Below are 23,702 nucleotides of genomic sequence, written 5' to 3' on the forward strand. Positions count from 1 at the left end.
ATGAAGTTTGACGTTTCAAAACTAAAAGAACTGAACGAACTCGACTTTGAACAGATCGCAATTTGGCCAAACGAAGTCCGCATTGTTGTAGCTGCGTTCCTTGCCATATTAGTAGGCGCAATAAGCTACTACACTTTAATTAGCCCTAAGCTACCTATAATGGATGCAGCAGAGTTGAAAGAGCAGGAGCTTAAACTGCAGTTTGAAGCCAAGTATCGTATTGCAGCTAATTTAGAGGCGTATGAAGAGCAGCTTGCGAAGATAAAAGAAGACTTTTCTTCCATGCTTAAAAGTTTGCCTACTAGTAATGAAACGCCAGGTCTACTTGATGACATTACATATGTGGGTACGTCAGCTGGGCTAACGTTTGAATTGCTTAACTGGCAACAAGAAGTACCAAAAGAATTCTATACCGAGCTTCCTATCGAAATGGAAGTTAGCGGAGGCTATCACAATTTCGGGGAGTTCGTGTCTAAAGTGGCCGATTTACCCCGTATTGTTACGCTACACGACTTTGATATTAAGCGCGAAGCAGGCGGTTTATCTCTTAAACTACAGGCTAAAACCTATCGTTCTGAAAATTCCTCCGATATTGAAGGAGATGAACAATGATTCGTTCGCTTTTATCTCTTTTAATCTTACTACTCATTACAGGCTGTTCGCCGAAGCTTGATGATCTTCAGACCTACACACAAAGTGTGAAAGAACGTGCACAGCCTCAAATTGAACCGTATCCAGAATTCAAAACACACCCGCCATTCAGCTATACGGCAAGCACATTAAGAAGCCCATTCGACCGCCCCCGAAAAAATTCGGCGCCGGTAGCTAAAGCAAGGGTGGAAAACTGTCTACAACCCAACTTTCAACGTACGAAGGAACCACTGGAAGCTTATGGGATAGATGCACTTGCACTTGCGGGCAACTTTGCTGTTAAAGGAGAAAAGTGGGCGCTATTAAAAAGCAACGATGGTGCACTACATAAAGCTAAAGTAGGAAGCCGTATCGGCTTGTTTTATGGCAAGATTATGCAAATTGGCACCGATTCAATTACTATTGAACAATTATTACCTGATGGTGCAGGCTGCTGGCAAAGGAAAACAACAACAATGATTACAGCATCTAAGGCGGGAGAGTAAGCATGGCCGAACGATACATTTTCAATAAGTCTCTCAATCGTAGAGCGCCTAGATGGTATTGGCTTGCTTTGGCTGTCGCCGTAATATTTTCATTTACCTTTTTGGTATCGACTCCCGTTAAAGCGCAAGAACCTTTGTTGGTAGACCCTAACGCGAAACAGAGCGAGGCAGCCCCCACTACCACGGTGACGAATTTGGACTTCACCCAAGCTACCAACAGTACAGCGGTGACTTTAATAGAGTTTGTCGGTACAGCGCCAAAAGTGCAACTTATCGAATCACAGGGAAAGGTAACGCTTACGCTCACCAAAACTGCTTTAGCTGAAGATCAGCTGGTTGAGTTAAACGTTGCTGATTTCGGCACTGTTGTTTCAACCATAGAAACTTTTGAAGATGAAAATGACGCGCGCGTTGAAATTAACTACTCAGGTCAGGTTACCGTTAAAAACACGGTGAAAGACAGTGTGTTGCGCGTTGCTATTTCACCTATGGATAGCGAGCAACAAGAAGCTTTAGGCACAGAGCAAAAATACACAGGTGATCCAATCTCTCTTGACTTTCAAGATGTCCCTGTAAGGCAGGTTCTACAGATTATTGCCCAGGTCAATGGATTTAACTTAGTCACAACTGACACGGTTTCGGGTAATGTGACCATTAGCTTATCTGGCGTGCCTTGGGACCAAGCGCTAGACATGATTTTGCGCGTTAAAGGCTTGGACAAGCGTTTAGAGGGTAATATTTTGTTAATTGCACCTGCCGAAGAATTGTCTGCACGTGAAACTCAAGCGCTTCAATCTAAAAAACAAGTGTCGGATTTAGCCCCGCTTCACACGGTAAATATTTCGGTTAACTACGCCAAAGCCTCAGCGTTAGCCACCATATTAAAATCTACCGAGGGTGGAATCCTGTCGGATCGTGGCGGTGTTACCGTGGACGAACGAACCAATACATTACTTATTCGCGATACCTTGTCGTCTATTGATGAAGCAAGAAAAACAATCAATGCGTTAGATATCCCGGTTAAACAAGTGCTGATAGAAAGCCGTATGGTTACTGTGCTTGACGACGTAGACGAGCAGTTAGGCGTACGCTGGGGGTTCAGCGACCGACAAGATGATAACGGCGTGTCTGGTAGTATTGAAGGTGCCGATACCATTGCCGGTGGCGTGGTGCCGAGCATTGAAAATCGTCTTAACGTAAACCTTCCGGTAAGCAGCGCTGCGGGAAGCATAGGCTTTCAAATTGCGAGCCTAGTTGACGGCACTATTTTAGACCTTGAACTTTCTGCATTAGAGTCTGAGAACAAGGGTGAAATTATTGCCAGCCCTCGAATTACTGTCGCCAATCAGCATGAAGCTTACATTGAACAAGGTACAGAAATTCCATACGTTCAAGCAACGTCGAGTGGTGCAACGTCCGTAGAATTCAAAAAAGCGGTACTATCGCTTAAAGTTACTCCCCATATAACGCCAGATAATCGCATTATTTTGGATTTAGTTGTAACCCAAGACACCCGCGGCGAGACCGTTTCTACGTCTACCGGTGATGCGGTAGCCATAGATACACAAGAAATTAAAACACAAGTGCTTGTTGAGAACGGTGAAACCATTGTACTTGGCGGCATTTTCCAACAAACCAGTTCTGACGGCGTATCAAAGGTTCCCCTGTTTGGTGACTTACCGGTTGTTGGCGCCTTATTCAGAAATTCGTCTCAGCTTCAGCAGAAGCGAGAGTTACTCATATTTGTTACACCAAAAATTGTAACTGAAAGGCCCTAGATAAAATTTCACCTACTAAAAAACGCGCATCTTGATGTGCGTTTTTTGTTTTACGACCTTTTTTGTAATTAAATTTACAGGTATACGCTATTTGTTGGTAACAAAACTTGCATCGCCTTGCATGAAACTGAGATAATCCCCGCCTCGAAATTTAAGCGAGGTTTAAGGAGTGGTGCTTATTGGAAACTAAATAGGCACGAGTCAATGGGTAGGCTGGTAAGGCAACAGTGCACTGCCCCTAACATGATTAAGTTGTGATATAAGCAAATATGGCTGAAAAACGTAATATCTTTTTAGTTGGCCCAATGGGTGCTGGCAAAAGTACCATCGGTAGACATCTGGCAGACGAACTTCACCTAGACTTTTTTGATTCTGATCAGGAAATTGAGCGCCGCACTGGTGCAGATATCGCCTGGATCTTCGACCTTGAGGGCGAAGACGGTTTCCGTAAACGCGAAGAAAACGTCATTAACGATTTGACAGATAAGCAAGGTATTGTACTTGCCACTGGCGGCGGTTCTATTGTAACTAAAGCAGTACGCAATCGTTTATCTGCCCGCGGCATCGTTGTTTACCTACAAACTACCATCGATAAGCAAGTTGCCCGTACACAACGCGACAAACGTCGTCCTTTGCTACAAAACGAAGATCCAGAACAAGTACTTCGCGATCTAGCAGAAGTGCGCAATCCGCTTTACGAAGAAGTCGCTGATTACATTGTTGATACAGACGACCAGAGCGCGCGCGCTGTAGCAAATCAAATTATCAGTAAAATCGGTTTATAAATTATATATGCAATAGGAGGTGCTACGCCAATGTCAACCTTAACTGTGGAACTTGGAGAACGTAGCTATCCTATACAGATAGAGGCTGGGCTGCTTTCGCGACCCGGCCTTTTTAGTGCCTACATAAAAGGCCCGCTGGCGGTTATCGTAACCAACGAGACCGTTGCCCCCCTATACTTAGAAACCGCTAAGGCAGCATGTGGTGACGTTCAAGTTGAAACCATTATTTTGCCAGATGGCGAGCAGTACAAGAATTTAGAACAATTCGAAGTAGTCATGACCCGGCTTCTCGAATTAAATGCGGCAAGAGATACAACACTAATCGCCCTTGGCGGTGGTGTGATAGGCGACCTCACAGGCTTTGTTGCAGCAACGTATCAACGCGGTGTGCCTTTTATTCAAGTGCCTACTACCCTGCTTTCTCAAGTTGATTCTTCGGTAGGCGGAAAAACGGCGGTAAACCACCCTTTAGGTAAAAACATGATTGGTGCTTTTTACCAACCCGTTTATGTTGCTATCGATACCAACTCGCTCGCAACACTACCGCCTAGAGAATTCGCTGCCGGTATGGCAGAAGTTGTTAAATACGGCATCATTTACGATGCTCCGTTTTTCACCTGGCTTGAAGAAAACGTTAACGCACTGACGTCTCTTGATACTGAAATCCTTACCTACGCGATTTCCCGTTGCTGCGAAATAAAAGCAGATGTTGTTGCGAAAGACGAACGGGAAGGAGGCTTACGCGCCATTCTTAACTTAGGCCATACCTTTGGTCATGCTATTGAAGCCGAACAGGGTTATGGCAATTGGCTACACGGCGAAGCGGTAGCTGCTGGTACTATACTTGCTTGTAAAGCTGCTGAAGCATTAACATGGTTTGAAGCGTCAGAAACACGACGCGTGACAGCGTTATTCGAAGCTTTTGCACTGCCTATTGCAGGGCCTAGTAGCATGACGAAAGACGACTATGTTAAGCACATGAAACGCGATAAGAAAGTGGAAGCGGGCAGTATCCGATTTGTACTTCCTCAAGGTATTGGCAAAGCGGTTGTTACTAAAGACGTCACCGACGCCATCCTTACTGACATTCTCTCTTAGGCATTCGCGTTCGCGACAAACTGGCAGCGTGCCCTTTCATTACCCCCTAGGTCTGGGAGCTAATAATAGGTGCGTTGTTAGACTAGTTTTAAAGCAACGGTGAATAAGGGCAAACTCCCATGCAAAGCGAACTGCATGAACGTTTGGAATATCTGGTCAATTACTCGTCTCAACTGATTTTTGTCAGCGGTGAGTCTATTGCTCAACAACAAAAAACCCTAGAAGCCTTTGTTTTTCAGCAGCATGACGATACCGAAATTGCGTATTTAACCGCGCAAGATAATATGGAACCGTCTGACTATCGTAGACAGCTTTGCCGGCAGCTACTCGGTCAGGTGGTGGGAAGCTTTCGTTCGTCCCCTCAATGAATTGCTTTCTGATTTGAATAGCCACGAAGGCCCAATTCTGATCGCTATCACTCAAGCACATAACCTTCCTGATGCACTCTTGCAAGAGCTGTGGGATCTGGTATTACAAAGTCGATTTGCTGGAAACAAACAGCATTTAAACGTGCTTTTATTTGCAAATAACGCATGGGCTGAACGCGCTAAGCAGTGGTTGCCAGCTAAAAATACTGAGACTCCACTTATTATTAGCAGTCAGTCTGTGATGAGTGAACAGCCTAGCTACGAATCAGACCTCGACAAAATGATTGCCTCCCGTAGAGAGGCGTTTCAGGCTCACTTAGAAAATAGGCAGCGTGAAAATACTAAGACATTCACTAACCCGCTAAAAACAAAATGGTTTTATGCTGGAGTAGCTCTGGTATTTATGGTCACATTCTCAGGTCTCATCTATTGGCAGTACGGTGAACAACTCGCATCAATTTTCTCCCCTATTAGCCAGCAAACTCTAGAGCCTAAGGAAACTCAGGTTGCACCGGGTTCAGCCTACAATAAGCTAATTGGTACCGATGATGAGGCACTCAATAACGCTGCAGAGACGAGTAAACAAGCTACAACTGCTGGTAAGCAAAATGACGTAAGTGCTCAAACCGGTAATGTGGAAATTGTCTCAACACCACTTACAACACCCGAGTTAACCGGTCAACCAACTTTTGATAGGCCAGCGGAAAATGCAGTAGCAGAGAGTGACTCTCTGATTACCGACTGGGAAAGCGCAGTATCATCGCTGCCTGACGCAGGCTCTTTAACTGAATCAGAAGACAGCAAAAGCAATATTACTTCAAGGACACAAAGCGGTAATTCTCTCTCCGTTGATACTAATTCAGGTGAAAGCAGTGAGCAAAGGGCTCATGATAATGCACAACCAGCAGTAACGAACCCGCAAAACACTGATACAGTGTCTGGTAGCGAAAATACGAATCAAACATCAGTGCAGCCAGGCCTGTGGATTAGCGATAACGATTACGCCATCCAGATGCTAGCGATGAAAAGCGAGTCGGTGCTCAATGCGTTCTTGCGTGAAAACAATCTTGTAGAGCAAACCCGCATTTATAAAACTGAACGCTACGGTGGCGACTGGTTTGTAGTTGTGTTTCGAGAAGTTTATGCCTCGCTATCGCAAGCACAGCAAGCGCGAGCAGCGTTACCCCAATATCCGGGGAAACAGAATGCTTTTATTAAGCGTGGGGCTCAAATTCTCTCGGAAATAGACACCGCGCAAAATTAAGCCGATTCAAGGTCAAAAACAACTATTTAGTTCTGATTATTTAGCAAAATTCCACTCTTGCGGCACTTGTTGGTTGTCCGTTTTACTGATGAAAGTTACAATCTACCTTTAGCGTGGTGATATCTGATACTGATCAGCATAAAAGTATAAAGACGACCCTTTCCCTTGGAACGGCGGCGCAAGGAAAAACCACCGTCTTCATTCCGTCTAGGTAGTAACGTTTAAGCATGATGCAGAAAAAGAACCGTGCCTTTCTAAAGTGGGCCGGTGGCAAATACAGCTTGGTTGAGCACATTCAGGCCAGATTACCGCAAGCTAACAAACTCATAGAACCGTTTGTTGGTGCCGGCTCTGTATTTCTGAATACGCAATACAAACGCTACCTGCTTAATGATATCAACCCTGACCTCATTAACTTATACAACTTCTTAAAGGCGCAACCTGATGCGCTTATTAACGACGCGCGCTCGTTTTTTAACGGGAGTCGCAATGAAGAGAAGATGTATTATGACTTGCGAGAAGAATTCAACGGTACGCAAGACGAATACTATCGCGCTATTCTTTTTCTCTATTTAAACCGACACGGCTACAACGGTTTGTGTCGCTATAGCCTACAAGGTCGTTTTAATGTGCCGTTTGGCCGCTATAAAAAGCCCTACTTTCCAGAAGACGAAATGTTTGTGTTTTCTGAAAAATCACAAAAGGCCACTTTTACCTGCTTACCGTTTGAAAAGGTTTTTTCAAGGGCTAGGCGAGGCAACGTTATTTATTGCGATCCACCTTACGCGCCTATCAGTAAGACAGCAGCCTTCACCAGTTATGCAGCACGAAGTTTCGGCCAAGAGTCGCAAGAAAAGCTAGCAGAATTGGCCACCCGAGCCTCTAAGAAGCGCGGTATACCTGTGTTGATATCAAACCATGATCTACCGCTCACTCGCTCCTTGTACCAGGGTGCTGACTTTAGCATACTGTCGGTCAAACGCTCGATAAGTCAAAACGGCGCAAAGCGACAGCCTGTCGATGAAATATTGGCTTATTTCCCACCTGCGAAAGTTGTTCCCAAGCGAAAAACACGCAAGAAAAAAGTAGCTCAGCGGCCTTCTTCTGAATAACTATTTCGACACAAAAGATTAGAGAACTCTTACATGAAGCGATGAAGTGACTAAACGCTTTCGCTAAGTGTGAAGGGGCAATCAACCGTAGCCTGTATACCACTTTACAAACATAAAAAGTGAAACAACGAATATCACAACCAAAATTACACCTATAACAGCAAAGCTGATAAAGGTACCCTTGGTAAAGTCACGTTCATAGTTTTTATGGCTTTGAACACCGAACAAACTTGCCACTACACTACCTAGAACTGACCAAAAACCAGTACCAGATTGCATAATTTCCTCTTAAGAATCGTTTGAGGGTGAAGTGAAGTCGCGGTTACCATCATCGCTGTGAAGCAACTCTAGTAAATCTAAAAAGTGAAACTGGAAGGACGGCGAATTCCCCGCTATCCATGACAGCCAGCTGACCTCTTCAACTCCCTCTTGATGACGGGCACATTGGTTTTGGATATGGCTTGCAGGAAGCTTTGGATTAAACTCGGTAACGGGTTGGAATTCACAAACAGACGAGCGCGTGCTTGGCGGATTCGTAACGGCTACGCTAACTAAAGCGGCGGCTCCACAAATCGCAAAAAAAGGAAGAACTTTCATCCTGAATACCCCTTACACTCGTTTAAAATTTAAACTCATTATAATCAAAAGCAAGTAACGAACAAGTTAAAAATGCGTTGCTTTTTAAAATGGAAAGCCTAATGCAATTGCATTAGGCTTTTACTACTCAACGTTTTAATTAAGAGGCCTATCCATTGGCCTTTTTTTGACAATTAAAGTTCGAAATCTACTGAGTAAGCTACAGTGAATTTCAACTCATCGTTATCAAGTGCGTCAGCACCAACATCATCAATATCTGTACCAGTGATCGCGAAGCTGAATCCGTCTTTCGCAATAGAAACGCCGTAGTCTACGTAACCTTCAACGCCATTAAACGCTTCAGCAAAATCACCTTCGTGATAACCGACGTGAAAACCAAGTTCCGTACCGTTTAAAACTTCCATGCTGTAATCAAGCGATGTGTACGATGCTTGTGCAAAACCAAAATCTTGATTTTCGCCCTCGTCAGCTTCCGTGTGAGCTAACAGGTAAACCGTTAGGCTTAAACCACCCATACCTACTGAGCCATAAACTTCAGCAAAATCAAATTCAGCTTCTGCGTCGTAGTTGTAATATAGGTAACCAAAGTCGTACGCAATGCCGTCAGATTCGCCAGAAAAACCGAAATACATATCGTGCTCATATGAATAAATGTCGTCTGATTCATAGCTTACGTTCGATGCCCAAGTACCGGCATAAAATCCACTTTCGTGCGCATAGTCGATACCGCCTTGAACAGCGGCTTCGTTAACGGTTTGTGTTAAACCACGCCAAATGTAGTTACTTGTTGCGCTTGCATTGGCGGTAAATTCGCCTTCGGCGTAGCTAGGCATTGCAGTTAGTAGACACGCTGAAGAAATAGCAGCGGCAACTAGGGTTCTTTTTGTAGATGTTTTCATGTGAGTTCTCCAGTCAAATTCAAACTTGTTGTTATTCGTTTTTTCTGTCTGTGTTTTCTTTTTGGAATGGGTAACGCAAAGTTGATGCCCATTTATGGTTCACGAAAAAAGCCTACCAAAATAATCACAAAACATTGATATAAAACGATTTTTTAAAATCCATTTTAATACTCACTTCATTGGTAGAGTTTAAAGACTGACTTAAAGCGCACCAACAAAACGCAGCTTCACCAAAATTGGGCAACCGCATCGCTTACGGTTACTTGTCTTAAATTCTTGTCAAATCGTCCTCGATGCCCCCTTTGCGTAGTAAAGATGCATGGTTTTGGGTAAACTTTCGCAACCCTATAACGTAAGTGGCAACGTACCTTGTTGTTTTTGATTTGAAGGACACGCAATGAAACCGTTTTTAATTGCTCCATCAATACTCTCTGCAGACTTTGCTAGGCTTGGTGAAGACGTAGAAAAAGTGTTGGAGGCAGGCGCCGATGTGGTGCATTTCGACGTAATGGACAACCACTATGTGCCAAACCTTACGTTTGGGCCTATGATTTGCGAAGCATTAAGAAAGTACGGCATAACCGCGCCGATTGACGTTCACCTTATGGTTAAGCCCGTAGATGACCTAATTGAGAAATTTGCCAACGCGGGCGCAAGCTACATTAGCTTTCACCCCGAAGCGTCTGAGCACATAGACCGGTCTCTTCAGCTTATTATTGATGCAGGCTGCAAACCTGGCTTGGTATTTAACCCAGCCACGCCGCTGCATTACCTTGATCATGTTATGGATAAATTACACCACATCCTTATTATGTCGGTTAACCCTGGCTTTGGCGGCCAAAAGTTTATACCTAGCACCCTAGATAAAGTACGTGCGGTAAAACAGCGCGTAGTAGAAAGCGGCTACGATATTCGAATAGAAATTGACGGTGGCGTAAAAGTCGATAACATTCGCGCGATAGCAGAAGCGGGAGCAGACATGTTTGTGGCTGGTTCGGCGATTTTTTCTCAACCCGATTACAGTGATGTCATTGCACAAATGCGCGATGAGCTTTCATCGTTATCTAAAGCTTAGTTTTTAACAGAATTTAACGTATTACAGGTAAATAGAAATGAGTAATAAACCCGTTGTATTAAGTGGCTGTCAGCCTTCTGGACAACTTACCCTTGGCAATTATATGGGTGCACTTAAACAGTGGGTTTCCATGCAAGACGATCACGACTGCTTATACATGATTGTCGATTTGCATGCGATTACGGTCAGACAAAATCCAAAGCAGCTTGCTGAAGCCTGTTTAGACGGCCTTTCTCTTTATCTAGCCTGCGGCATCGACCCACAAAAGAGTACGCTATTTTTGCAATCACATGTGCCTGAGCATGCACAGCTGTCTTGGGTATTAAATTGCTATGCACAAATGGGCGAGCTAAACCGCATGACGCAGTTTAAAGATAAATCTGCGAAAAACGAGAATAATATAAATGTGGGCTTATATAGCTACCCTGTTCTTCAAGCAGCAGATATTTTGCTTTATCAAGCGGATAAGGTACCTGTGGGTGAAGATCAAAAACAACACCTTGAGTTAACACGTGATATTGCTACCCGCGTGAATAACTTATATGGCGATGTGTTCCGTTTACCTGACCCATATATTCCAGAGTTCGGTGCTCGGATCATGAGCCTTCAAGAGCCAGAAAAGAAGATGTCTAAGTCAGATAACAATCCGAATAACTTTATTGGGTTGCTTGAAGAACCTAAGAAACTGGCTAAGAAGATTAAACGCGCGGTAACCGACTCTGACGAACAAGCCAATATTTTCTTCAATCCAACCGAGAAACCTGGTGTCTCTAACTTACTTACTCTGCTTTCGTTAGCAACGGGTAAAACCGTAAAAGAGCTTGAGCCTGAATATACCGATAAAATGTACGGTCACTTAAAAGGTGATGTTGCAGATGCAGTGGTATCTTTACTTGAGCCTATTCAAACTCGCTACGCGGAAATTCGTGCAGACAGAGCGTACCTTGATGACGTTATGCGCCAAGGTGCAGAGAAAGCATCAGCCCGTGCAGCAGAGACGCTTGCCAAAGTTTACAAAGCCGTTGGTTTCATTCCAAAGCCGTAAGTTAAAGGTTGCACTAAAAAGACATGAAGCGTTGATAGAACGCTTCATGTTACAACCGTTGTTTTACAGAAATACCAAGGATTAACGCTGCTGTGTTGCTGTTAATTGATAACTTCGATTCGTTCACTCATAACCTCGCTAGGTATTTCACAGAGCTTGGCGCTGACGTTGAAGTTGTGAGAAATAACGCCCTTAATCTTGACGATATTTCGCGCTTGGCACCTTCCCAGCTTGTTATCTCGCCAGGCCCTTGCACGCCTAACGAAGCGGGTATCAGCTTATCCGCAATAGAACATTTTGCCGGTGAAGTCCCTATACTAGGCGTTTGTTTAGGCCATCAAGCCATAGGTCAAGCCTTTGGTGCTGAAGTAGTAGGCGCCCAAGAGATTAAACACGGTAAGGTTTCGGCATTGTCCCATCGCAACACGGGGTTATTTGAAGGTCTACCAAACACTTTCAATGTAACCCGCTATCACTCATTGGTTTTAAACCCTGAGTCTTTACCTCCATCACTACGCGTGGATGCTTGGTGTGAGACAGCTTTGGGGACAAAAGAAATTATGGCCGTTTCCCATAGCCACTTCCCAATATGGGGCGTACAGTATCATCCGGAGTCGTTGCTGACCGAACACGGTCACAGCGTGCTCGACGCTTTTCTTCACTATAAAAAGGTTTAAGTCTACAGGCGCATTGCCGATAGCCTACTTAGTGTGAAAGGTTGCACTTGAAAGCCGTTAAAATTCGCAATTCACTGATTTTTCGTTTAACTTTCTGTAATTAAGTTTTGCCAGAACGCTAAATGAGCGTTTTGTCTTAAACTATATAAGCGATATCAATCATTGCAGGGTGCTAACTGTATTTTTAAGTAGTAGCTACATCTTCACCATTACCGTAGCGAACAGAATAAAGGCCCCTAATGTACGATAATATTGCCGTTCACCAGAAAGTTATGAGCAGGAGTGCTTTTAATATGACAATGGGGGCTGCCACACCGCCAACGATAGATGATCGATTTGAAAATTTGATCATAGCACCTGAGCGCGTGCTTGAAATGCTAGGGAAACGCAAGGTGGGCGAAGTTAGCTTCGAACAGTCAGAACAAGGTGACGCGCGCAGACTTTTACTTCACGTTGAAAAAGTTGCAATCGAAAACAAACGCCTACAGGAAAAAACAGAAGCCTCTTATTTGGAATCAGTAAGCCACCAACTTCACGAGATTTTGCTTGGTGAACTTACCGAACAACTTAGCTACACCGAAGAACTCGTTCAGAACGTGCTCAACTTACCTGAAAACATTGGTGAGCTATTAGATGCTTTATCTGTTAAAGCGTGCTCAGTTTCAAAATTAGAGCCGATAGTCGCCACTATGCCGTGGCTTTATGACGAGCTCATAGTGGTAGTAAACACGCCTCAATTTAGGCGAAAAGATTCACGAGGGCGCATTATTGTTGTTGAAACCTTACGCACCGCATTGAGCTTTTTAGGTATCGAAAACTTGCGTACGCTAATTCCCTCATTAATCCTGAAGCGTGCAATGCCTCAAATCACTGACCCTTACCCGCTGATCAAACAGAAGCTAACACATTACTCCATCGGTGTTGCGCTTACAGCAAAACGTCTTGCTTCCTTAAGTAACCTTAACAAAAATCAAGCCTACGTACTGGCAATTGTCAGCAATCTAGGGCGATGCGCTGTGACGCGGCTTTACTTTAAACTGTTTGATAAAATTCAGCTGCACCTTCTACAAGAATGTCAAAAAGATAAAGAACAAAAGCGTCACGAGGCTTTACTAAAAATTGCGCCGTCAGCAAATCACCTCATTGCTTTACAGCAAGAGTTTGCTGATGCGGTTAGCGCAGACATTTTAGAGTGGATGCACTTTACCCGCCTGCCAATCGCGCAGCCAATGCGTGCCTGCGCTGATAAGCAGCCTGCACAGGTAAACACGTTGAGCAAAATACTGCACCAAGCACGTGCCTACGCACAAATAAGAATGCTACATCAATTAAAGCTTGTTGATATAAAAGAAGTAAAACCGCTTTTTGCAGAACAAAACTACCCCACAGGTGCACTTGAAGCACTTAAAAGCACAGATATCTTCACCCTTCCGCTGGTAAAAAGTGAAGATAGTTAACAGCCCTTGAGGCTTTCCCTCGCCTGTTTTGAACAAAATTCGTGCACAGGAGAGCATCAAACCTTAAATAATTTGTGGATATTCATGCATTGCTTATGCACTTTTCTCGTAGTTGATGTCCGATACTCAAAAATATTGACCGCAACTCAGTGTCTTGCCTGTTTATGGCTAAAGTAAACAGGCAGGTTTTTCTGCTGCGTATTGCGCCTTTGTATTCCTCTGAAGTACAACAAAACCACCAGACGGCGCTTTTCTTCGCGTAAAAATTGATTATTACTAATTGATATAGCCCAGTAGTTAATAGTTATTCACTTTTCCTGCAAATTAAGCCACAGTCCTTATAAATAAAGGCCTGCAGCCCTTTACAAAGAAGACAAATGTTAAAAAAAATGGCATACTGTAAACCAAATCCGATTAGTTTTTATGCGCCCAATTGACGCTTATCGACTCTTGCTGCACGAATAAAACGTGCGCTTAGATTAGACAAGCAAAATCACACAGTGTGATTGGCGCCCAACGCAGAGGTAACAAAGATGAACGTAACTCGCGCTACATTTGATGATGTAATGGTTCCTAACTATAACCCGGCAGGTATGGTACCTGTTCGAGGTGAAGGTTCACGCGTATGGGATCAAGATGGAGCTGAGTACATCGACTTTGCAGGCGGTATTGCAGTTAACGTTTTAGGTCACTGTCACCCAGAGCTAGTGAAAGCGCTTAATGAACAAGGCAGCAAGCTTTGGCACTTAAGCAACGTTTTCACTAACGAGCCAGCCCTTCGTTTAGCTAAAAAGCTAAATGACGCAACGTTTTCAGATAGAGTTTACTTCGCAAACTCAGGCGCAGAAGCGAACGAAGCAGCATTGAAGCTAGCTCGTCGCTGGGCGCTGGACAAGCACGGTGAAGACAAAAACCAAATCATCGCTTTCAACAAAGGTTTCCACGGCCGTACCTTCTTTACCGTAACAGTAGGTGGTCAAGCTGCTTACTCTGACGGTTTTGGTCCTAAGCCAGGCGCTGTTGACCACTGTGACTACAACGATTTAGCAGCCTTTGAAGCGCTAATTTCTGACAAAACCTGCGCGGTAATGATGGAACCGCTTCAGGGTGAAGGCGGTATTATTCCACCTGATGTAGATTTCGTAAAAGGCGTTCGTGAACTTTGTGACAAGCACAACGCATTACTTATTTTTGATGAAGTTCAGTCGGGTGTTGGTCGTACTGGTCACCTTTATGCCTACATGGGTCTTGGCGTAACACCTGATATCCTAACAACCGCTAAATCTCTTGGTGGCGGCTTCCCAATTGGTGCCATGCTTACCACAGCAGACATCGCTGCACACCTTAAGCCAGGTACCCACGGTAGTACTTACGGTGGTAACCCACTAGCCTGTGCTGTTGCGGAAAAAGCGTTAGATATCGTGAATCAGCCAGAAGTGCTTGAAGGTGTACTTAAGAAAGAAGCCCTATTCCGTGAACTACTAGGTGCTATCAATGAAAAGTACAACGTATTTGAAGAAGTACGTGGTCAAGGCATGCTGTTAGGTTGTGCGTTAAATGAGAAATACCAAGGCCGTGCACGTGACTTCATGATGGCTGCAACGAAAGAGAACCTTATGTGTCTTGTTGCTGGCATGAACGTTATTCGTTTTGCACCTTCACTGGTTATTCCTGATGAAGACATCAAAGAAGGTCTTGCACGTTTTGAACGCGCCGTTGCTGCCGTTGTAAACGCCGAATAATTACAACACGAGTAGCGAACATGAATATCATTCGCCCTATCACGAAGGCCGACTATAACGCGCTTAAAGAAATCGCCGTTGAATCAGGTATTGGCTTTACGTCTTTACCTGTCAACGACGAGTTGCTGCAGCGTAAAATTGATCGTGCAGAAACTGCGTTTAACAAACCAAACGTAACCGAACCTGGCGATGAGTCATACTTGTTTGTAATGGAAGATACCACTACCGGACAGGTAGTGGGAACAACAGGTATCGAAGCTGCAGTTGGTATAGATGATGCGTTTTATCACTACCATTTGAGTAAAGTAGTGCATGCTTCACGCGAGTTAAATATTCACAACACGGTAGATATTCTAACGTTTTGTAATGACTACACTGGCGTTACTGAGATATGCACCCTATTCCTTCGCGAGCAGGCTCGTGGCGGCATTAACGGCCGCTTTCTTTCAAAGGTTCGATTCTTGTTCATGATGGAGCACCGTGAACGCTTCTCAGAGACAGTTATTGCTGAAATGCGCGGTGTGAGTGACGAAGAAGGACGCTCACCGTTTTGGGAGTGGTTGGAAACCCATTTCTTCTCTATGGATTTTCCTACTGCCGACTACTTAACTGGCATTGGTAATAAAGTATTTATTGCTGAACTTATGCCAAAGTATCCGATATACGTAAATCTACTAAGCAAAGAAGCACAAGAAGTCATTGGCGAAGTCCATGACAAAACTCGCCCAGCCCTTCAGCTTCTTGAAGAAGAAGGCTTTTCGTGCCGCGGCTACGTAGACATTTTCGACGCAGGCCCGACGGTAGAAGCAAACTTAAGCCACATCCGCACGGCTCAGTCGAGTTTAAAACTGCCTGTAGTGATTGACGATAGCGCTGCTGCCCAAGGGCAAACGCACTACATCATTAATACATCAGTATCTGATTTTCGTGCAGTAGCCACTGAAATGACGTTTAGCGAAGAAAAGCAAGTTGCCGTGCTATCTCGTCAAACCGCTGCTGCATTGAATGTCAAAGAGGGAGAGCACGTACGCTTCGCCCCCGTTACATTCAGAGATTAAAAGGACACCCACTATGCTACATACACATTTTATCAACGGTGAATGGGTTGCCGGACAAGGTCACGACTTAACGTCTGTTGACCCTGCAAAAAACGAAGTGATTTGGGAAGGTAAGTCTGCGACAGCCTCTCAAATTGATGACGCAATTAACGCTGCTCGTGCTGCACTTGTAGCATGGAGCATGAAAACTGTTGAAGAGCGTCTTGAAATTATAAAGGTTTATGGCACTAAGCTAGAAGAAGCTAAAGCGCACCTTGCCAAAGTTATGGCTAAAGAAACGGGCAAGCCTGAGTGGGAAACTGCCACTGAAGTTGGCGCCATGATGGGCAAAATTGGTATTTCTGAAAAAGCCTATTTTGAACGCACGGGTAACGTGGAAAACCCTATGCCTGTAGGTAAAGCCTTCATTCGTCACAAGCCTCACGGCGTTGTTGCCGTATTTGGCCCATACAATTTCCCTGGCCATTTGCCAAACGGACACATTGTTCCTGCTCTTATTGCAGGTAACACGGTTGTGTTTAAACCAAGCGATTTGACGCCTATGGTTGCACAAGAAATGGTGAAATTGTGGGATGCTGCTGGCCTGCCAGCAGGCGTACTTAACCTAGTACAAGGTGAAGTTGAAACAGGTAAAGCGTTGGCGTCGCATAACGATATCGATGGTCTTTTCTTTACGGGCAGCTCACGGACAGGAAAAATCTTGCACGAACAGTTCGCTGGTCACCCAGGTAAAATTTTGGCGCTTGAAATGGGTGGTAACAACCCACTTATCGTAAAAGACGTAGCTGATGTTGATGCGGCAGTACACGATATCGTGCAATCTGCTTTCATTACTTCAGGTCAACGCTGTACTTGTGCTCGTCGCCTATTCTTACCTGCAGGTGCCAAAGGCGATGAAATGTTGACTCGCCTAATCGAAGTAACCAAAAACATTAAAGTTGGCGATTATGATGCTGAAGATCAGCCATTTATGGGCGCAATGATCTCAAGCAACGCCGCAGCATTGATGGTAAAAGCACAGCAGGAACTTGAAGAGCTCGGCGGTAACGTGCTGGTTCGTCTGGAGCAAAAAGACGAAAATAAAGGCTTCGCTACACCAGGCATTATTGATGTGACCGACATGCTTGCTTCACTGCCTGACGAAGAACACTTTGGTCCACTACTTAAAGTGATTCGTTACAGCGATTTTGACGCAGCGATCGCAGAAGCAAATAACACCAGCTTTGGTTTGTCTGCAGGCCTTCTAGGTGACAACGAAGAAGACTATCGTTACTTCTTCGCCCGTATTCGCGCGGGCATCGTAAATTGGAACAGACCTATAACCGGTGCCAGCAGCGCCGCGCCATTTGGCGGTGTGGGCGACAGTGGTAACCACAGAGCTAGCGCATTTTATGCGGCTGATTACTGTGCATACCCAGTTGCTTCCGTAGAGTTAGATAAGGTCACTATGCCTGGCAAATTAAGCCCAGGCTTGTCGATGTAACCCAAGCTTTTCACGTTACAAAAAGGCCGACATGATTTTTGTGTCGGCCAGTTTAGTACCAACCCTATACGAACTATTCGTTTAAAAATAGTCAACGACAGAAAGGACCCTACCACCATGCATAGCAACATCGATACGTTGTTTAGCAACATGTGGGACGATTACGTTACCATCACTCCCTCAGCGCACAAAATTCATGCACTTTTGGCGGGAGAAGAAAACACGAACGACATCGTTAACGACCATGTAGCTTTTCGAACTTTTGCTCTTGATAAAACCCGCTTAGACAAGCTTGCTGCGCACTTCTTAGCATTGGGTTATGAAGCTAAAGGCGACTATGATTTCAAAGCGAAAAAGCTTACTGCAAAGCATTTCGAGCACCCTGACGATACTAAGCCAAAAGTGTTTATTAGTGAGCTTCGTGTTAACGAGCTTTCTGAAACTGCTCAAGCAATCATCAAGAAGATGGTTGATCAAATGCCTGAGTCTGTAGTGGATGCAGATAACTTCTTGTACTCGGGTAAGCATTGGGACGTTACTAAAGCAGAATACGACACACTGCTTAACGAATCAGAATACGCGGCGTGGATGGCGGCATGGGGCTTTCGTGCAAACCACTTTACGGTAAGTGTTAACCATTTAACACGCACTGACGAGCTTACCGACGTAAACACATTGCTTAAAGAAGCAGGCTTTGTGCTGAACACTTCAGGCGGTGAGATAAAGGGCGGCCCAGAGGTATTTTTAGCCCAATCGTCAACGATGGCCGACCGTGCAGATGTTGCATTTAGCGATGAGACTGTAGCGATTCCAAGCTGTTTTTACGAATTCGCACAACGCTATGAAATGCCTGACGGTAAACTTTATAAAGGCTTTGTTGCTGCATCAGCAGATAAAATCTTTGAAAGTACAAATGCGAAGTAACGAGGTTGCTTAGTTATTAAAAAAGCCCGCAAGGGCTTTTTTTGTTTAAGCTTAGCAGAAGATATTACCGATTAGGCTCAGTGGTGTGTCTCGCTAAAAACTGGTCGTAAGGCATAGGTTTATCAAAGTAAAAACCCTGCATTAACTTAATATCTGCTTGCTCCATAAAAGGTAAATAAGACTCTAGTTCTACCCCTTCAGCCACTACATCTATTTGAAGACCCTTCAGCATAGCGATTAGACCATTAAAAAGTGCGTTCGCTTTACTGTCTTGGTGAATACCTTGAACCAAGCTTTTATCTACCTTGACCACTTCAAACTGAAAGCTTCTCAGGTAGCTAAGTGATGAGAAACCACTACCAAAGTCATCTAAAGACAATCTAAACCCACTGTCTCTTAATTTATTTAATGCGCGTAGCGCAGACTTTTCATCCCGAATGAACACCGACTCAGTAAGCTCTAATTCGATAAAACCAGGCGATACGTTGTTATCCATGCAAACAGATACTGCCTGATCAGGAAACGCAGGGTCGAGCATTTGATTAGCACTAATATTAACCGATAGTGGAATAGCTTCACCTTGATGTGACTCCATTATGGAAATATAGTCGCATGCTGCTTCTAGCGCCTGTAATCCAATGGCGCTATCAAGCTTTTGCTCTTCTGCTATAGGGATGAATACTGCAGGCGACACTACACCGTGTAAGCCAGAAATCCAGCGGCACAGGACCTCCCCCCCTTTGAGCTCGCCATTCAGGTCATATTTTCCCTGAATGTAAAAATCAAGAAGGTGGTTCTCTACAGTTCTGCGCAAGTCGTTTACCATACTAACTTGCTGTGTCATGCTCTCGTAGAGCCCTGGTTCGTAAACGAACGCCTGTCCTTTCCCCAGCTCTTTAGCTTGGTACATTGCCGCATCAGCACACTGCACCAAACTTTCAATGTTATCGCTGTGTTCTGGGAATTCAGCAATACCTATACTGGCTGATAGCCTAAGCTCCAGCGCATTTATTACAATCGCATCTTCTTCAATTTGACTGATAAGCCGCTTTGAGCGCTCGACTACTTCTTCGATATTTTGATTGGGCAACACGGCAATGAACTCATCGCCGCCCCACCTACCGACTTCGCCAATGGGGCCAAAAACAGCAGTAAGCAGCGCGCCAACACGCTGAAGCTCTACATCTCCCCTTTCATGACCTGCATTATCGTTAACCGCTTTAAAGCCGTCTAAGTCGATAAATACGAGAGAAAAAGGCTGATCTTCCCCCACCCATTGTGAAATAGATTCACGAAGTGAGTTACGATTAGAAAGGCCCGTTAATTCGTCATGCAGGGCAAGTTGGCGCAGTTTCGCCTCGTTGCGCTTTCTATCGCTAATATCGCGCATTGTTGCGATTAAATAAGTCGAGGTCTGTTGATAGGTTTCGAATATTGCGACAGAAATATCTACAACCCTAATCTCTCCACTTTGTGTTTTTATCTTTGACTCAAATCGAATTTGCTTATCAAGAGCCAGTTGCGCCTTATCCACTTTATCTGCAATGAATATATGATTGAAATCCAGCCCTACACACTGCTCTTTTACTGACATACCAAGTAAACGGATAAAGGCGTCATTACACTCTGTAATAGCAAGGTCGGGAGAGAGGACCAACATTGGCTCTCTTGAGCTGGCAAACGCAGAGGCCATTAGGTGAAAAGATTGCTCGGCTTTGCGTTGCTGGGTGATATCTTTGGTAGTTCCCACAATGTGCAGTGCTTCACCCGCGCTACCCCGCTCTAGTACGCGGCCGCGTAACCTTACCCATTGGTAATTTTCGTCCAGCAACAGACGAAAGGAAAATTCAACGCGGTCGCGATTGCCATGGAGTGCCATGGACCAGTGAAACTGAAGCCCTTCTAAATCGTCTTCATGCACCCGCTGAGAAAGCTGAATTAAGGTCCCTGACCATGTAGATACGCTCCCAGAATAAAGAGAGAAGGAACGAATTTCCATTACATCACTTTGCGCCTCCCAACGCCAAAATGACTCTTGTGATGCCCATAGGGCAAGCTCTAGGTCCTTTTGCGCACGTTGACTTTCTTTCAGCGAAGCATACAAACTTTGGGTCTTTTCTGTCAGCAACTTTTCAGCTTGCTCTCTGGCATTTCGCTCTCGCTTTAAACGGCGCTCAATTAAAGCTAAAGCGCTTTTATTAGCGGCCTTGCCATCCGGTGTTTCATCTGACATTACACCTCCGTTAGGCAACAAGAGATATGCTAAATTCGTACGTGTGAGGCGTTTCTAGTTGATGAGTTTCCCTTTCTAGTTTGCAGCTGTAATAGGCTGCTGCGGCATCCATCAAGCCCTCTGCTAAAGGATATAACTCTCTTTCAGAGTAGTATTGCAGGCGCATTGAGGTGTCTGTGCGTGACAGCACTTTAAAACGGGGGAGATCTGCATCAGGATAAAGCTTTTTAACCTGGACATGAATATCGCCATCTAGGTGTTCCAGCATGTCTAGCATGCTGTTGGTATTGGCTAACACGTCGCCGTGCACAGCGGCTAATTTACCAAATAAATAAAAACCAAAATCGTATAAGAGTTCATTGGCAGATTTACCCGTTCTCTCCACCAGCACACCTACAAGGCGCTGCATCTGTTCAAACGGGTAATAACCCACTGCGGTATAAGCTCCGTCGTTCTCTAACCCAGCTTCCATGATGACATCATCAGCGAACTCGGGAGAAATCTTCTCCTCAAGCATGTCGATTAACGATGTAAAAACTATGCCTAACATGTAAATTCCTCATTCATTCACATTATGAGTGTAGTTCACCTAAGCACAAGAACAACCTAAACTTTATGATAAATCTTCTGGTGCTTCGCCCTTATTCGTTGGCACTACATCCACGCTATCAACCCGCTGTAGGCCACGTGGCAGTTTATTCCCTCTACGGCCTCTTTCACCCTGATAATGGATAAGATCTTCAGCGGTCAACGTCATGCTGCGTTTCCCTGCACCAACCTTAATGGCTGCACCATCAGGCACAACGGTGAGCACCTTTACATACTCTTCACGAGACTGAGATTTTGCTGAAGGAATATTGATAAGCTTGTTTCCTTTGCCTTTACCTAGACTTGGTAAATCCCGCAGAGGGAACATCAGCATACGCCCTTCGTTAGAAATGCTTAAACACCAGTCAGAGTCAGGGTTCGTCACAGGCATTGGTTTCATTACTTTTGCTGCTGTCGGTAGCGAAAGGTAAGCTTTACCCGCTTTATTTTTGCTAACCATATCTTTAAACGTGCCGACGAAACCGTAGCCCGCATCAGACCCCACCAAGAATTTACTCTCGTCTTGCGCCATAATGACGTGTTGGAAGGATTCTCCTCCAACAATATTGAAGCGGCCGGTCAATGGCTCGCCTTGACTCCGTGCAGACGGAAGTCCGTGAGCGTCGCAAGAGAATGTTCGCCCCGAACTATCCATAAATACAGCTGGTTGATTACTTTTGCCTTCGGCGCTAGATAAATAAGCATCACCCGCTTTATAACTTAGTCCTTCAGCGTCGATATCATGACCTTTCGCACAGCGTGCCCAGCCTTTTTCTGAAAGCACAACTGTGACTGATTCAGCAGGCACTAATTCTTTTTCTGACAGTGCTTTAGCTTCGCTACGCTCGACAATAGGTGAACGTCTGTCGTCACCGTACTTCTCAGCGTCAGCAAGAATTTCCTTCTTAATAAGAGTTTTAAGGCGACGGTCTGAACCCAGCAGCTGCTGTAGCTTGTCACGCTCGGCAGCTAGCTCGTCCTGCTCACCCTTAATTTTCATTTCTTCTAATTTGGCTAAGTGGCGAAGTTTCAGTTCTAAAATGGCTTCAGCCTGTTTATCACTTAAACCAAAACGCGACATAAGCTCAGGCTTGGGTTTGTCATAGGTACGAATTATTTCAATAACTTCATCGATATTTAAAAACGCAATTAACAAACCTTCTAATATGTGTAGGCGCGCCAGTACTTTATCTAAGCGATATTGCAAACGGCGCGTCACAGTGTCTTTTCGATACTGCAGCCACTCAGACAAAATAGTACGTAAGTCTTTAACCTGAGGCCGACCGTCTAGGCCTATCATGTTCAGGTTAACTCGGTAGTTTTTCTCAAGGTCGGTGGTTGCAAATAAATGCTGCATTAACTGGGCAACATCAACGCGATTTGAACGAGGCGTGATAACCAAACGAGTGGGATTTTCGTGGTCCGATTCGTCGCGAAGATCGCTAACCATTGGCAGCTTTTTCGCCTGCATTTGCGAAGCTATTTGCTCTAGGATCTTTGCGCCAGAAGCCTGATGAGGTAGAGCGGTAATGACCACATCCCCATTTTCTTCGCTGTATACTGCGCGCATTTTTATCGAGCCACGTCCGGTCTCATAGAGCTTTTTAATGTCGACCTTTGGCGTAATAATTTCAGCTTCGGTTGGATAGTCAGGCCCATTCACATGTTCTAGAACGTCGCTGAGCTCAGCTTTACTGTTGTCCAGTAACATAGCGCAAGCGTTAGCCAACTCTCTTACATTATGAGGAGGAATATCAGTGGCCATACCCACTGCGATACCTGTCACGCCGTTAAGCAATATGTGTGGTAAACGAGCAGGCAGTACACTTGGCTCTTCTAACGTACCGTCGAAATTGGGCACCCAGTCTACCGTCCCTTGCCCAAGCTCGTTTAACAGCACTTCCGAGAATCGAGAAAGCTTAGCTTCAGTATAACGCATGGCTGCAAACGATTTAGGATCATCCGGTGCCCCCCAGTTTCCCTGGCCGTCAACTAGAGGATAGCGGTACGAGAAAGGCTGGGCCATTAGCACCATGGCTTCGTAGCAGGCAGAGTCACCATGAGGATGAAACTTACCAAGTACATCACCAACGGTTCTTGCAGACTTTTTATATTTTGCATTCGCGCTTAAGCCTAAATCGGACATCGCATAGATAATGCGTCGCTGTACCGGCTTTAAACCATCGGAAATGTGCGGAAGCGCACGGTCCATAATGACGTACATGGAATAGTTTAGATAAGCGTCTTCGGTGAAACGTCGAAGAGGAAGTTGCTCTACCCCATCGCGATTAATGATGATCTCGTCACTCATGATAGTTTTTTCGTTTTGTTATTAATACCAATGCGCTCGTGATAGAAAGGCCGTCATTCCCGTTGTGTTGTA

The 23,702-nt window shown here is 44.8% G+C and carries 22 protein-coding genes; 16 read left to right on the plus strand and 6 right to left on the minus strand.

The genetic code is table 11. From position 1 onward, the window contains the following. From ACYX4M_RS05130 to ACYX4M_RS05165, 8 genes are all read left to right on the plus strand, one after another. Positions 1-612 (plus strand): type IV pilus inner membrane component PilO, encoded by a 612-nt coding sequence (locus ACYX4M_RS05130; RefSeq protein WP_476082152.1) that lies wholly within the window; start codon positions 1-3, stop codon positions 610-612. After that, on the plus strand, positions 609-1,136 hold the full coding sequence (locus ACYX4M_RS05135; RefSeq protein WP_476082153.1) for a pilus assembly protein PilP: 528 nt from the start codon (positions 609-611) through the stop codon (positions 1,134-1,136). Before ACYX4M_RS05130 ends, ACYX4M_RS05135 begins: the two co-directional genes overlap by 4 nt. 2 nt (positions 1,137-1,138) lie before the next feature. After that, on the plus strand, positions 1,139-2,914 hold the full coding sequence (locus tag ACYX4M_RS05140) for a type IV pilus secretin PilQ (RefSeq protein WP_476082154.1): 1,776 nt from the start codon (positions 1,139-1,141) through the stop codon (positions 2,912-2,914). A 269-nt stretch (positions 2,915-3,183) separates the two neighbouring features. Next, positions 3,184-3,699: a shikimate kinase AroK gene (aroK, locus tag ACYX4M_RS05145; RefSeq protein WP_334060227.1), complete on the plus strand. Its 516-nt coding sequence runs from the start codon at positions 3,184-3,186 to the stop codon at positions 3,697-3,699. 30 nt (positions 3,700-3,729) lie between these two features. Then, positions 3,730-4,797: a 3-dehydroquinate synthase gene (aroB, locus tag ACYX4M_RS05150; RefSeq protein ID WP_476082155.1), complete on the plus strand. Its 1,068-nt coding sequence runs from the start codon at positions 3,730-3,732 to the stop codon at positions 4,795-4,797. Between the two features lie 119 nt (positions 4,798-4,916). Then, on the plus strand, positions 4,917-5,165 hold the full coding sequence (locus ACYX4M_RS05155) for a hypothetical protein (protein WP_476082156.1): 249 nt from the start codon (positions 4,917-4,919) through the stop codon (positions 5,163-5,165). Positions 5,166-5,178: 13 nt separating this feature from the next. Beyond that, entirely contained in the window at positions 5,179-6,429 is a 1,251-nt protein-coding gene (locus tag ACYX4M_RS05160; protein WP_476082157.1) for an SPOR domain-containing protein, read from the plus strand. A gap of 227 nt (positions 6,430-6,656) precedes the next feature. Beyond that, a complete protein-coding gene (locus ACYX4M_RS05165; protein ID WP_476082158.1) occupies positions 6,657-7,541 on the plus strand; it encodes a Dam family site-specific DNA-(adenine-N6)-methyltransferase in 885 nt (294 codons plus the stop codon). A gap of 81 nt (positions 7,542-7,622) precedes the next feature. Here ACYX4M_RS05165 and ACYX4M_RS05170 read toward each other — a convergent pair whose 3' ends face one another. The 3 genes from ACYX4M_RS05170 to ACYX4M_RS05180 all read right to left on the minus strand — a co-directional run bounded on the left by ACYX4M_RS05170 (position 7,623) and on the right by ACYX4M_RS05180 (position 9,037). Further along, the gene (locus ACYX4M_RS05170) at positions 7,623-7,820 is read right to left on the minus strand and encodes a DUF2970 domain-containing protein (protein ID WP_118490482.1); all 198 of its coding nucleotides are present in this window, start codon (positions 7,818-7,820) and stop codon (positions 7,623-7,625) included. 9 nt (positions 7,821-7,829) lie between these two features. Next, positions 7,830-8,138 carry a hypothetical protein gene (locus tag ACYX4M_RS05175; RefSeq protein WP_334060222.1) on the minus strand — a complete coding sequence of 103 codons (309 nt, stop codon included), beginning with the start codon at positions 8,136-8,138 and terminating at the stop codon, positions 7,830-7,832. 173 nt (positions 8,139-8,311) lie between these two features. Further along, the gene (locus tag ACYX4M_RS05180; protein WP_334060221.1) at positions 8,312-9,037 is read right to left on the minus strand and encodes a TorF family putative porin; all 726 of its coding nucleotides are present in this window, start codon (positions 9,035-9,037) and stop codon (positions 8,312-8,314) included. A gap of 397 nt (positions 9,038-9,434) precedes the next feature. On the opposite strand from ACYX4M_RS05180, the gene rpe reads away from it, so the two are divergent. The 8 genes from rpe to ACYX4M_RS05220 all read left to right on the plus strand — a co-directional run bounded on the left by rpe (position 9,435) and on the right by ACYX4M_RS05220 (position 18,498). After that, a complete protein-coding gene (gene rpe, locus ACYX4M_RS05185) occupies positions 9,435-10,112 on the plus strand; it encodes a ribulose-phosphate 3-epimerase (RefSeq protein WP_476082159.1) in 678 nt (225 codons plus the stop codon). A gap of 37 nt (positions 10,113-10,149) precedes the next feature. Continuing rightward, complete coding sequence (trpS, locus tag ACYX4M_RS05190) at positions 10,150-11,157, plus strand: tryptophan--tRNA ligase (RefSeq protein ID WP_476082160.1); 1,008 nt, start codon at positions 10,150-10,152, stop codon at positions 11,155-11,157. Positions 11,158-11,249: 92 nt separating this feature from the next. Continuing rightward, entirely contained in the window at positions 11,250-11,834 is a 585-nt protein-coding gene (locus ACYX4M_RS05195) for an anthranilate synthase component II (protein ID WP_334060218.1), read from the plus strand. Between the two features lie 293 nt (positions 11,835-12,127). Then, positions 12,128-13,291, plus strand: coding sequence for an HDOD domain-containing protein (locus tag ACYX4M_RS05200; protein ID WP_476082852.1), 1,164 nt, complete (start codon positions 12,128-12,130; stop codon positions 13,289-13,291). Positions 13,292-13,824: 533 nt separating this feature from the next. Then, a complete protein-coding gene (locus ACYX4M_RS05205; RefSeq protein WP_014978113.1) occupies positions 13,825-15,033 on the plus strand; it encodes an aspartate aminotransferase family protein in 1,209 nt (402 codons plus the stop codon). Between the two features lie 20 nt (positions 15,034-15,053). Next, on the plus strand, positions 15,054-16,091 hold the full coding sequence (astA, locus tag ACYX4M_RS05210; RefSeq protein ID WP_476082161.1) for an arginine N-succinyltransferase: 1,038 nt from the start codon (positions 15,054-15,056) through the stop codon (positions 16,089-16,091). Between the two features lie 13 nt (positions 16,092-16,104). Further along, a complete protein-coding gene (gene astD, locus ACYX4M_RS05215) occupies positions 16,105-17,574 on the plus strand; it encodes a succinylglutamate-semialdehyde dehydrogenase (RefSeq protein ID WP_476082162.1) in 1,470 nt (489 codons plus the stop codon). Positions 17,575-17,691: 117 nt separating this feature from the next. Continuing rightward, positions 17,692-18,498 carry a 2-oxoadipate dioxygenase/decarboxylase family protein gene (locus ACYX4M_RS05220; RefSeq protein ID WP_476082163.1) on the plus strand — a complete coding sequence of 269 codons (807 nt, stop codon included), beginning with the start codon at positions 17,692-17,694 and terminating at the stop codon, positions 18,496-18,498. 64 nt (positions 18,499-18,562) lie between these two features. On the opposite strand, the gene ACYX4M_RS05225 is transcribed toward ACYX4M_RS05220, so the two are convergent. From ACYX4M_RS05225 to parC, 3 genes are all read right to left on the minus strand, one after another. Beyond that, entirely contained in the window at positions 18,563-20,731 is a 2,169-nt protein-coding gene (locus ACYX4M_RS05225) for a putative bifunctional diguanylate cyclase/phosphodiesterase (RefSeq protein ID WP_476082164.1), read from the minus strand. A 10-nt stretch (positions 20,732-20,741) separates the two neighbouring features. Continuing rightward, the gene (locus tag ACYX4M_RS05230; protein WP_476082165.1) at positions 20,742-21,281 is read right to left on the minus strand and encodes a heme NO-binding domain-containing protein; all 540 of its coding nucleotides are present in this window, start codon (positions 21,279-21,281) and stop codon (positions 20,742-20,744) included. Positions 21,282-21,344: 63 nt separating this feature from the next. Beyond that, a complete protein-coding gene (gene parC, locus ACYX4M_RS05235) occupies positions 21,345-23,630 on the minus strand; it encodes a DNA topoisomerase IV subunit A (RefSeq protein ID WP_476082166.1) in 2,286 nt (761 codons plus the stop codon). Positions 23,631-23,702: the final 72 nt, after the last annotated feature.

Source organism: Alteromonas sp. ABV4_150, assembly GCF_056311745.1.

Bases quoted from the DNA above. Each gene is read 5' to 3' on its own strand.
- trpS (WP_476082160.1), top strand. From the start codon at position 10,150: ATGAGTAATAAACCCGTTGTATTAAGTGGCTGTCAGCCTTCTGGACAA.
- ACYX4M_RS05180 (WP_334060221.1), bottom strand. From the start codon at position 9,037: ATGAAAACATCTACAAAAAGAACCCTAGTTGCCGCTGCTATTTCTTCA.
- ACYX4M_RS05205 (WP_014978113.1), top strand. From the start codon at position 13,825: ATGAACGTAACTCGCGCTACATTTGATGATGTAATGGTTCCTAACTAT.
- aroK (WP_334060227.1), top strand. From the start codon at position 3,184: ATGGCTGAAAAACGTAATATCTTTTTAGTTGGCCCAATGGGTGCTGGC.
- ACYX4M_RS05175 (WP_334060222.1), bottom strand. From the start codon at position 8,138: ATGAAAGTTCTTCCTTTTTTTGCGATTTGTGGAGCCGCCGCTTTAGTT.
- ACYX4M_RS05230 (WP_476082165.1), bottom strand. From the start codon at position 21,281: ATGTTAGGCATAGTTTTTACATCGTTAATCGACATGCTTGAGGAGAAG.
- ACYX4M_RS05135 (WP_476082153.1), top strand. From the start codon at position 609: ATGATTCGTTCGCTTTTATCTCTTTTAATCTTACTACTCATTACAGGC.
- ACYX4M_RS05170 (WP_118490482.1), bottom strand. From the start codon at position 7,820: ATGCAATCTGGTACTGGTTTTTGGTCAGTTCTAGGTAGTGTAGTGGCA.
- ACYX4M_RS05140 (WP_476082154.1), top strand. From the start codon at position 1,139: ATGGCCGAACGATACATTTTCAATAAGTCTCTCAATCGTAGAGCGCCT.
- astA (WP_476082161.1), top strand. From the start codon at position 15,054: ATGAATATCATTCGCCCTATCACGAAGGCCGACTATAACGCGCTTAAA.
- astD (WP_476082162.1), top strand. From the start codon at position 16,105: ATGCTACATACACATTTTATCAACGGTGAATGGGTTGCCGGACAAGGT.
- rpe (WP_476082159.1), top strand. From the start codon at position 9,435: ATGAAACCGTTTTTAATTGCTCCATCAATACTCTCTGCAGACTTTGCT.
- ACYX4M_RS05200 (WP_476082852.1), top strand. From the start codon at position 12,128: ATGACAATGGGGGCTGCCACACCGCCAACGATAGATGATCGATTTGAA.
- ACYX4M_RS05155 (WP_476082156.1), top strand. From the start codon at position 4,917: ATGCAAAGCGAACTGCATGAACGTTTGGAATATCTGGTCAATTACTCG.
- ACYX4M_RS05130 (WP_476082152.1), top strand. From the start codon at position 1: ATGAAGTTTGACGTTTCAAAACTAAAAGAACTGAACGAACTCGACTTT.
- ACYX4M_RS05165 (WP_476082158.1), top strand. From the start codon at position 6,657: ATGATGCAGAAAAAGAACCGTGCCTTTCTAAAGTGGGCCGGTGGCAAA.
- ACYX4M_RS05220 (WP_476082163.1), top strand. From the start codon at position 17,692: ATGCATAGCAACATCGATACGTTGTTTAGCAACATGTGGGACGATTAC.
- aroB (WP_476082155.1), top strand. From the start codon at position 3,730: ATGTCAACCTTAACTGTGGAACTTGGAGAACGTAGCTATCCTATACAG.
- ACYX4M_RS05225 (WP_476082164.1), bottom strand. From the start codon at position 20,731: ATGTCAGATGAAACACCGGATGGCAAGGCCGCTAATAAAAGCGCTTTA.
- parC (WP_476082166.1), bottom strand. From the start codon at position 23,630: ATGAGTGACGAGATCATCATTAATCGCGATGGGGTAGAGCAACTTCCT.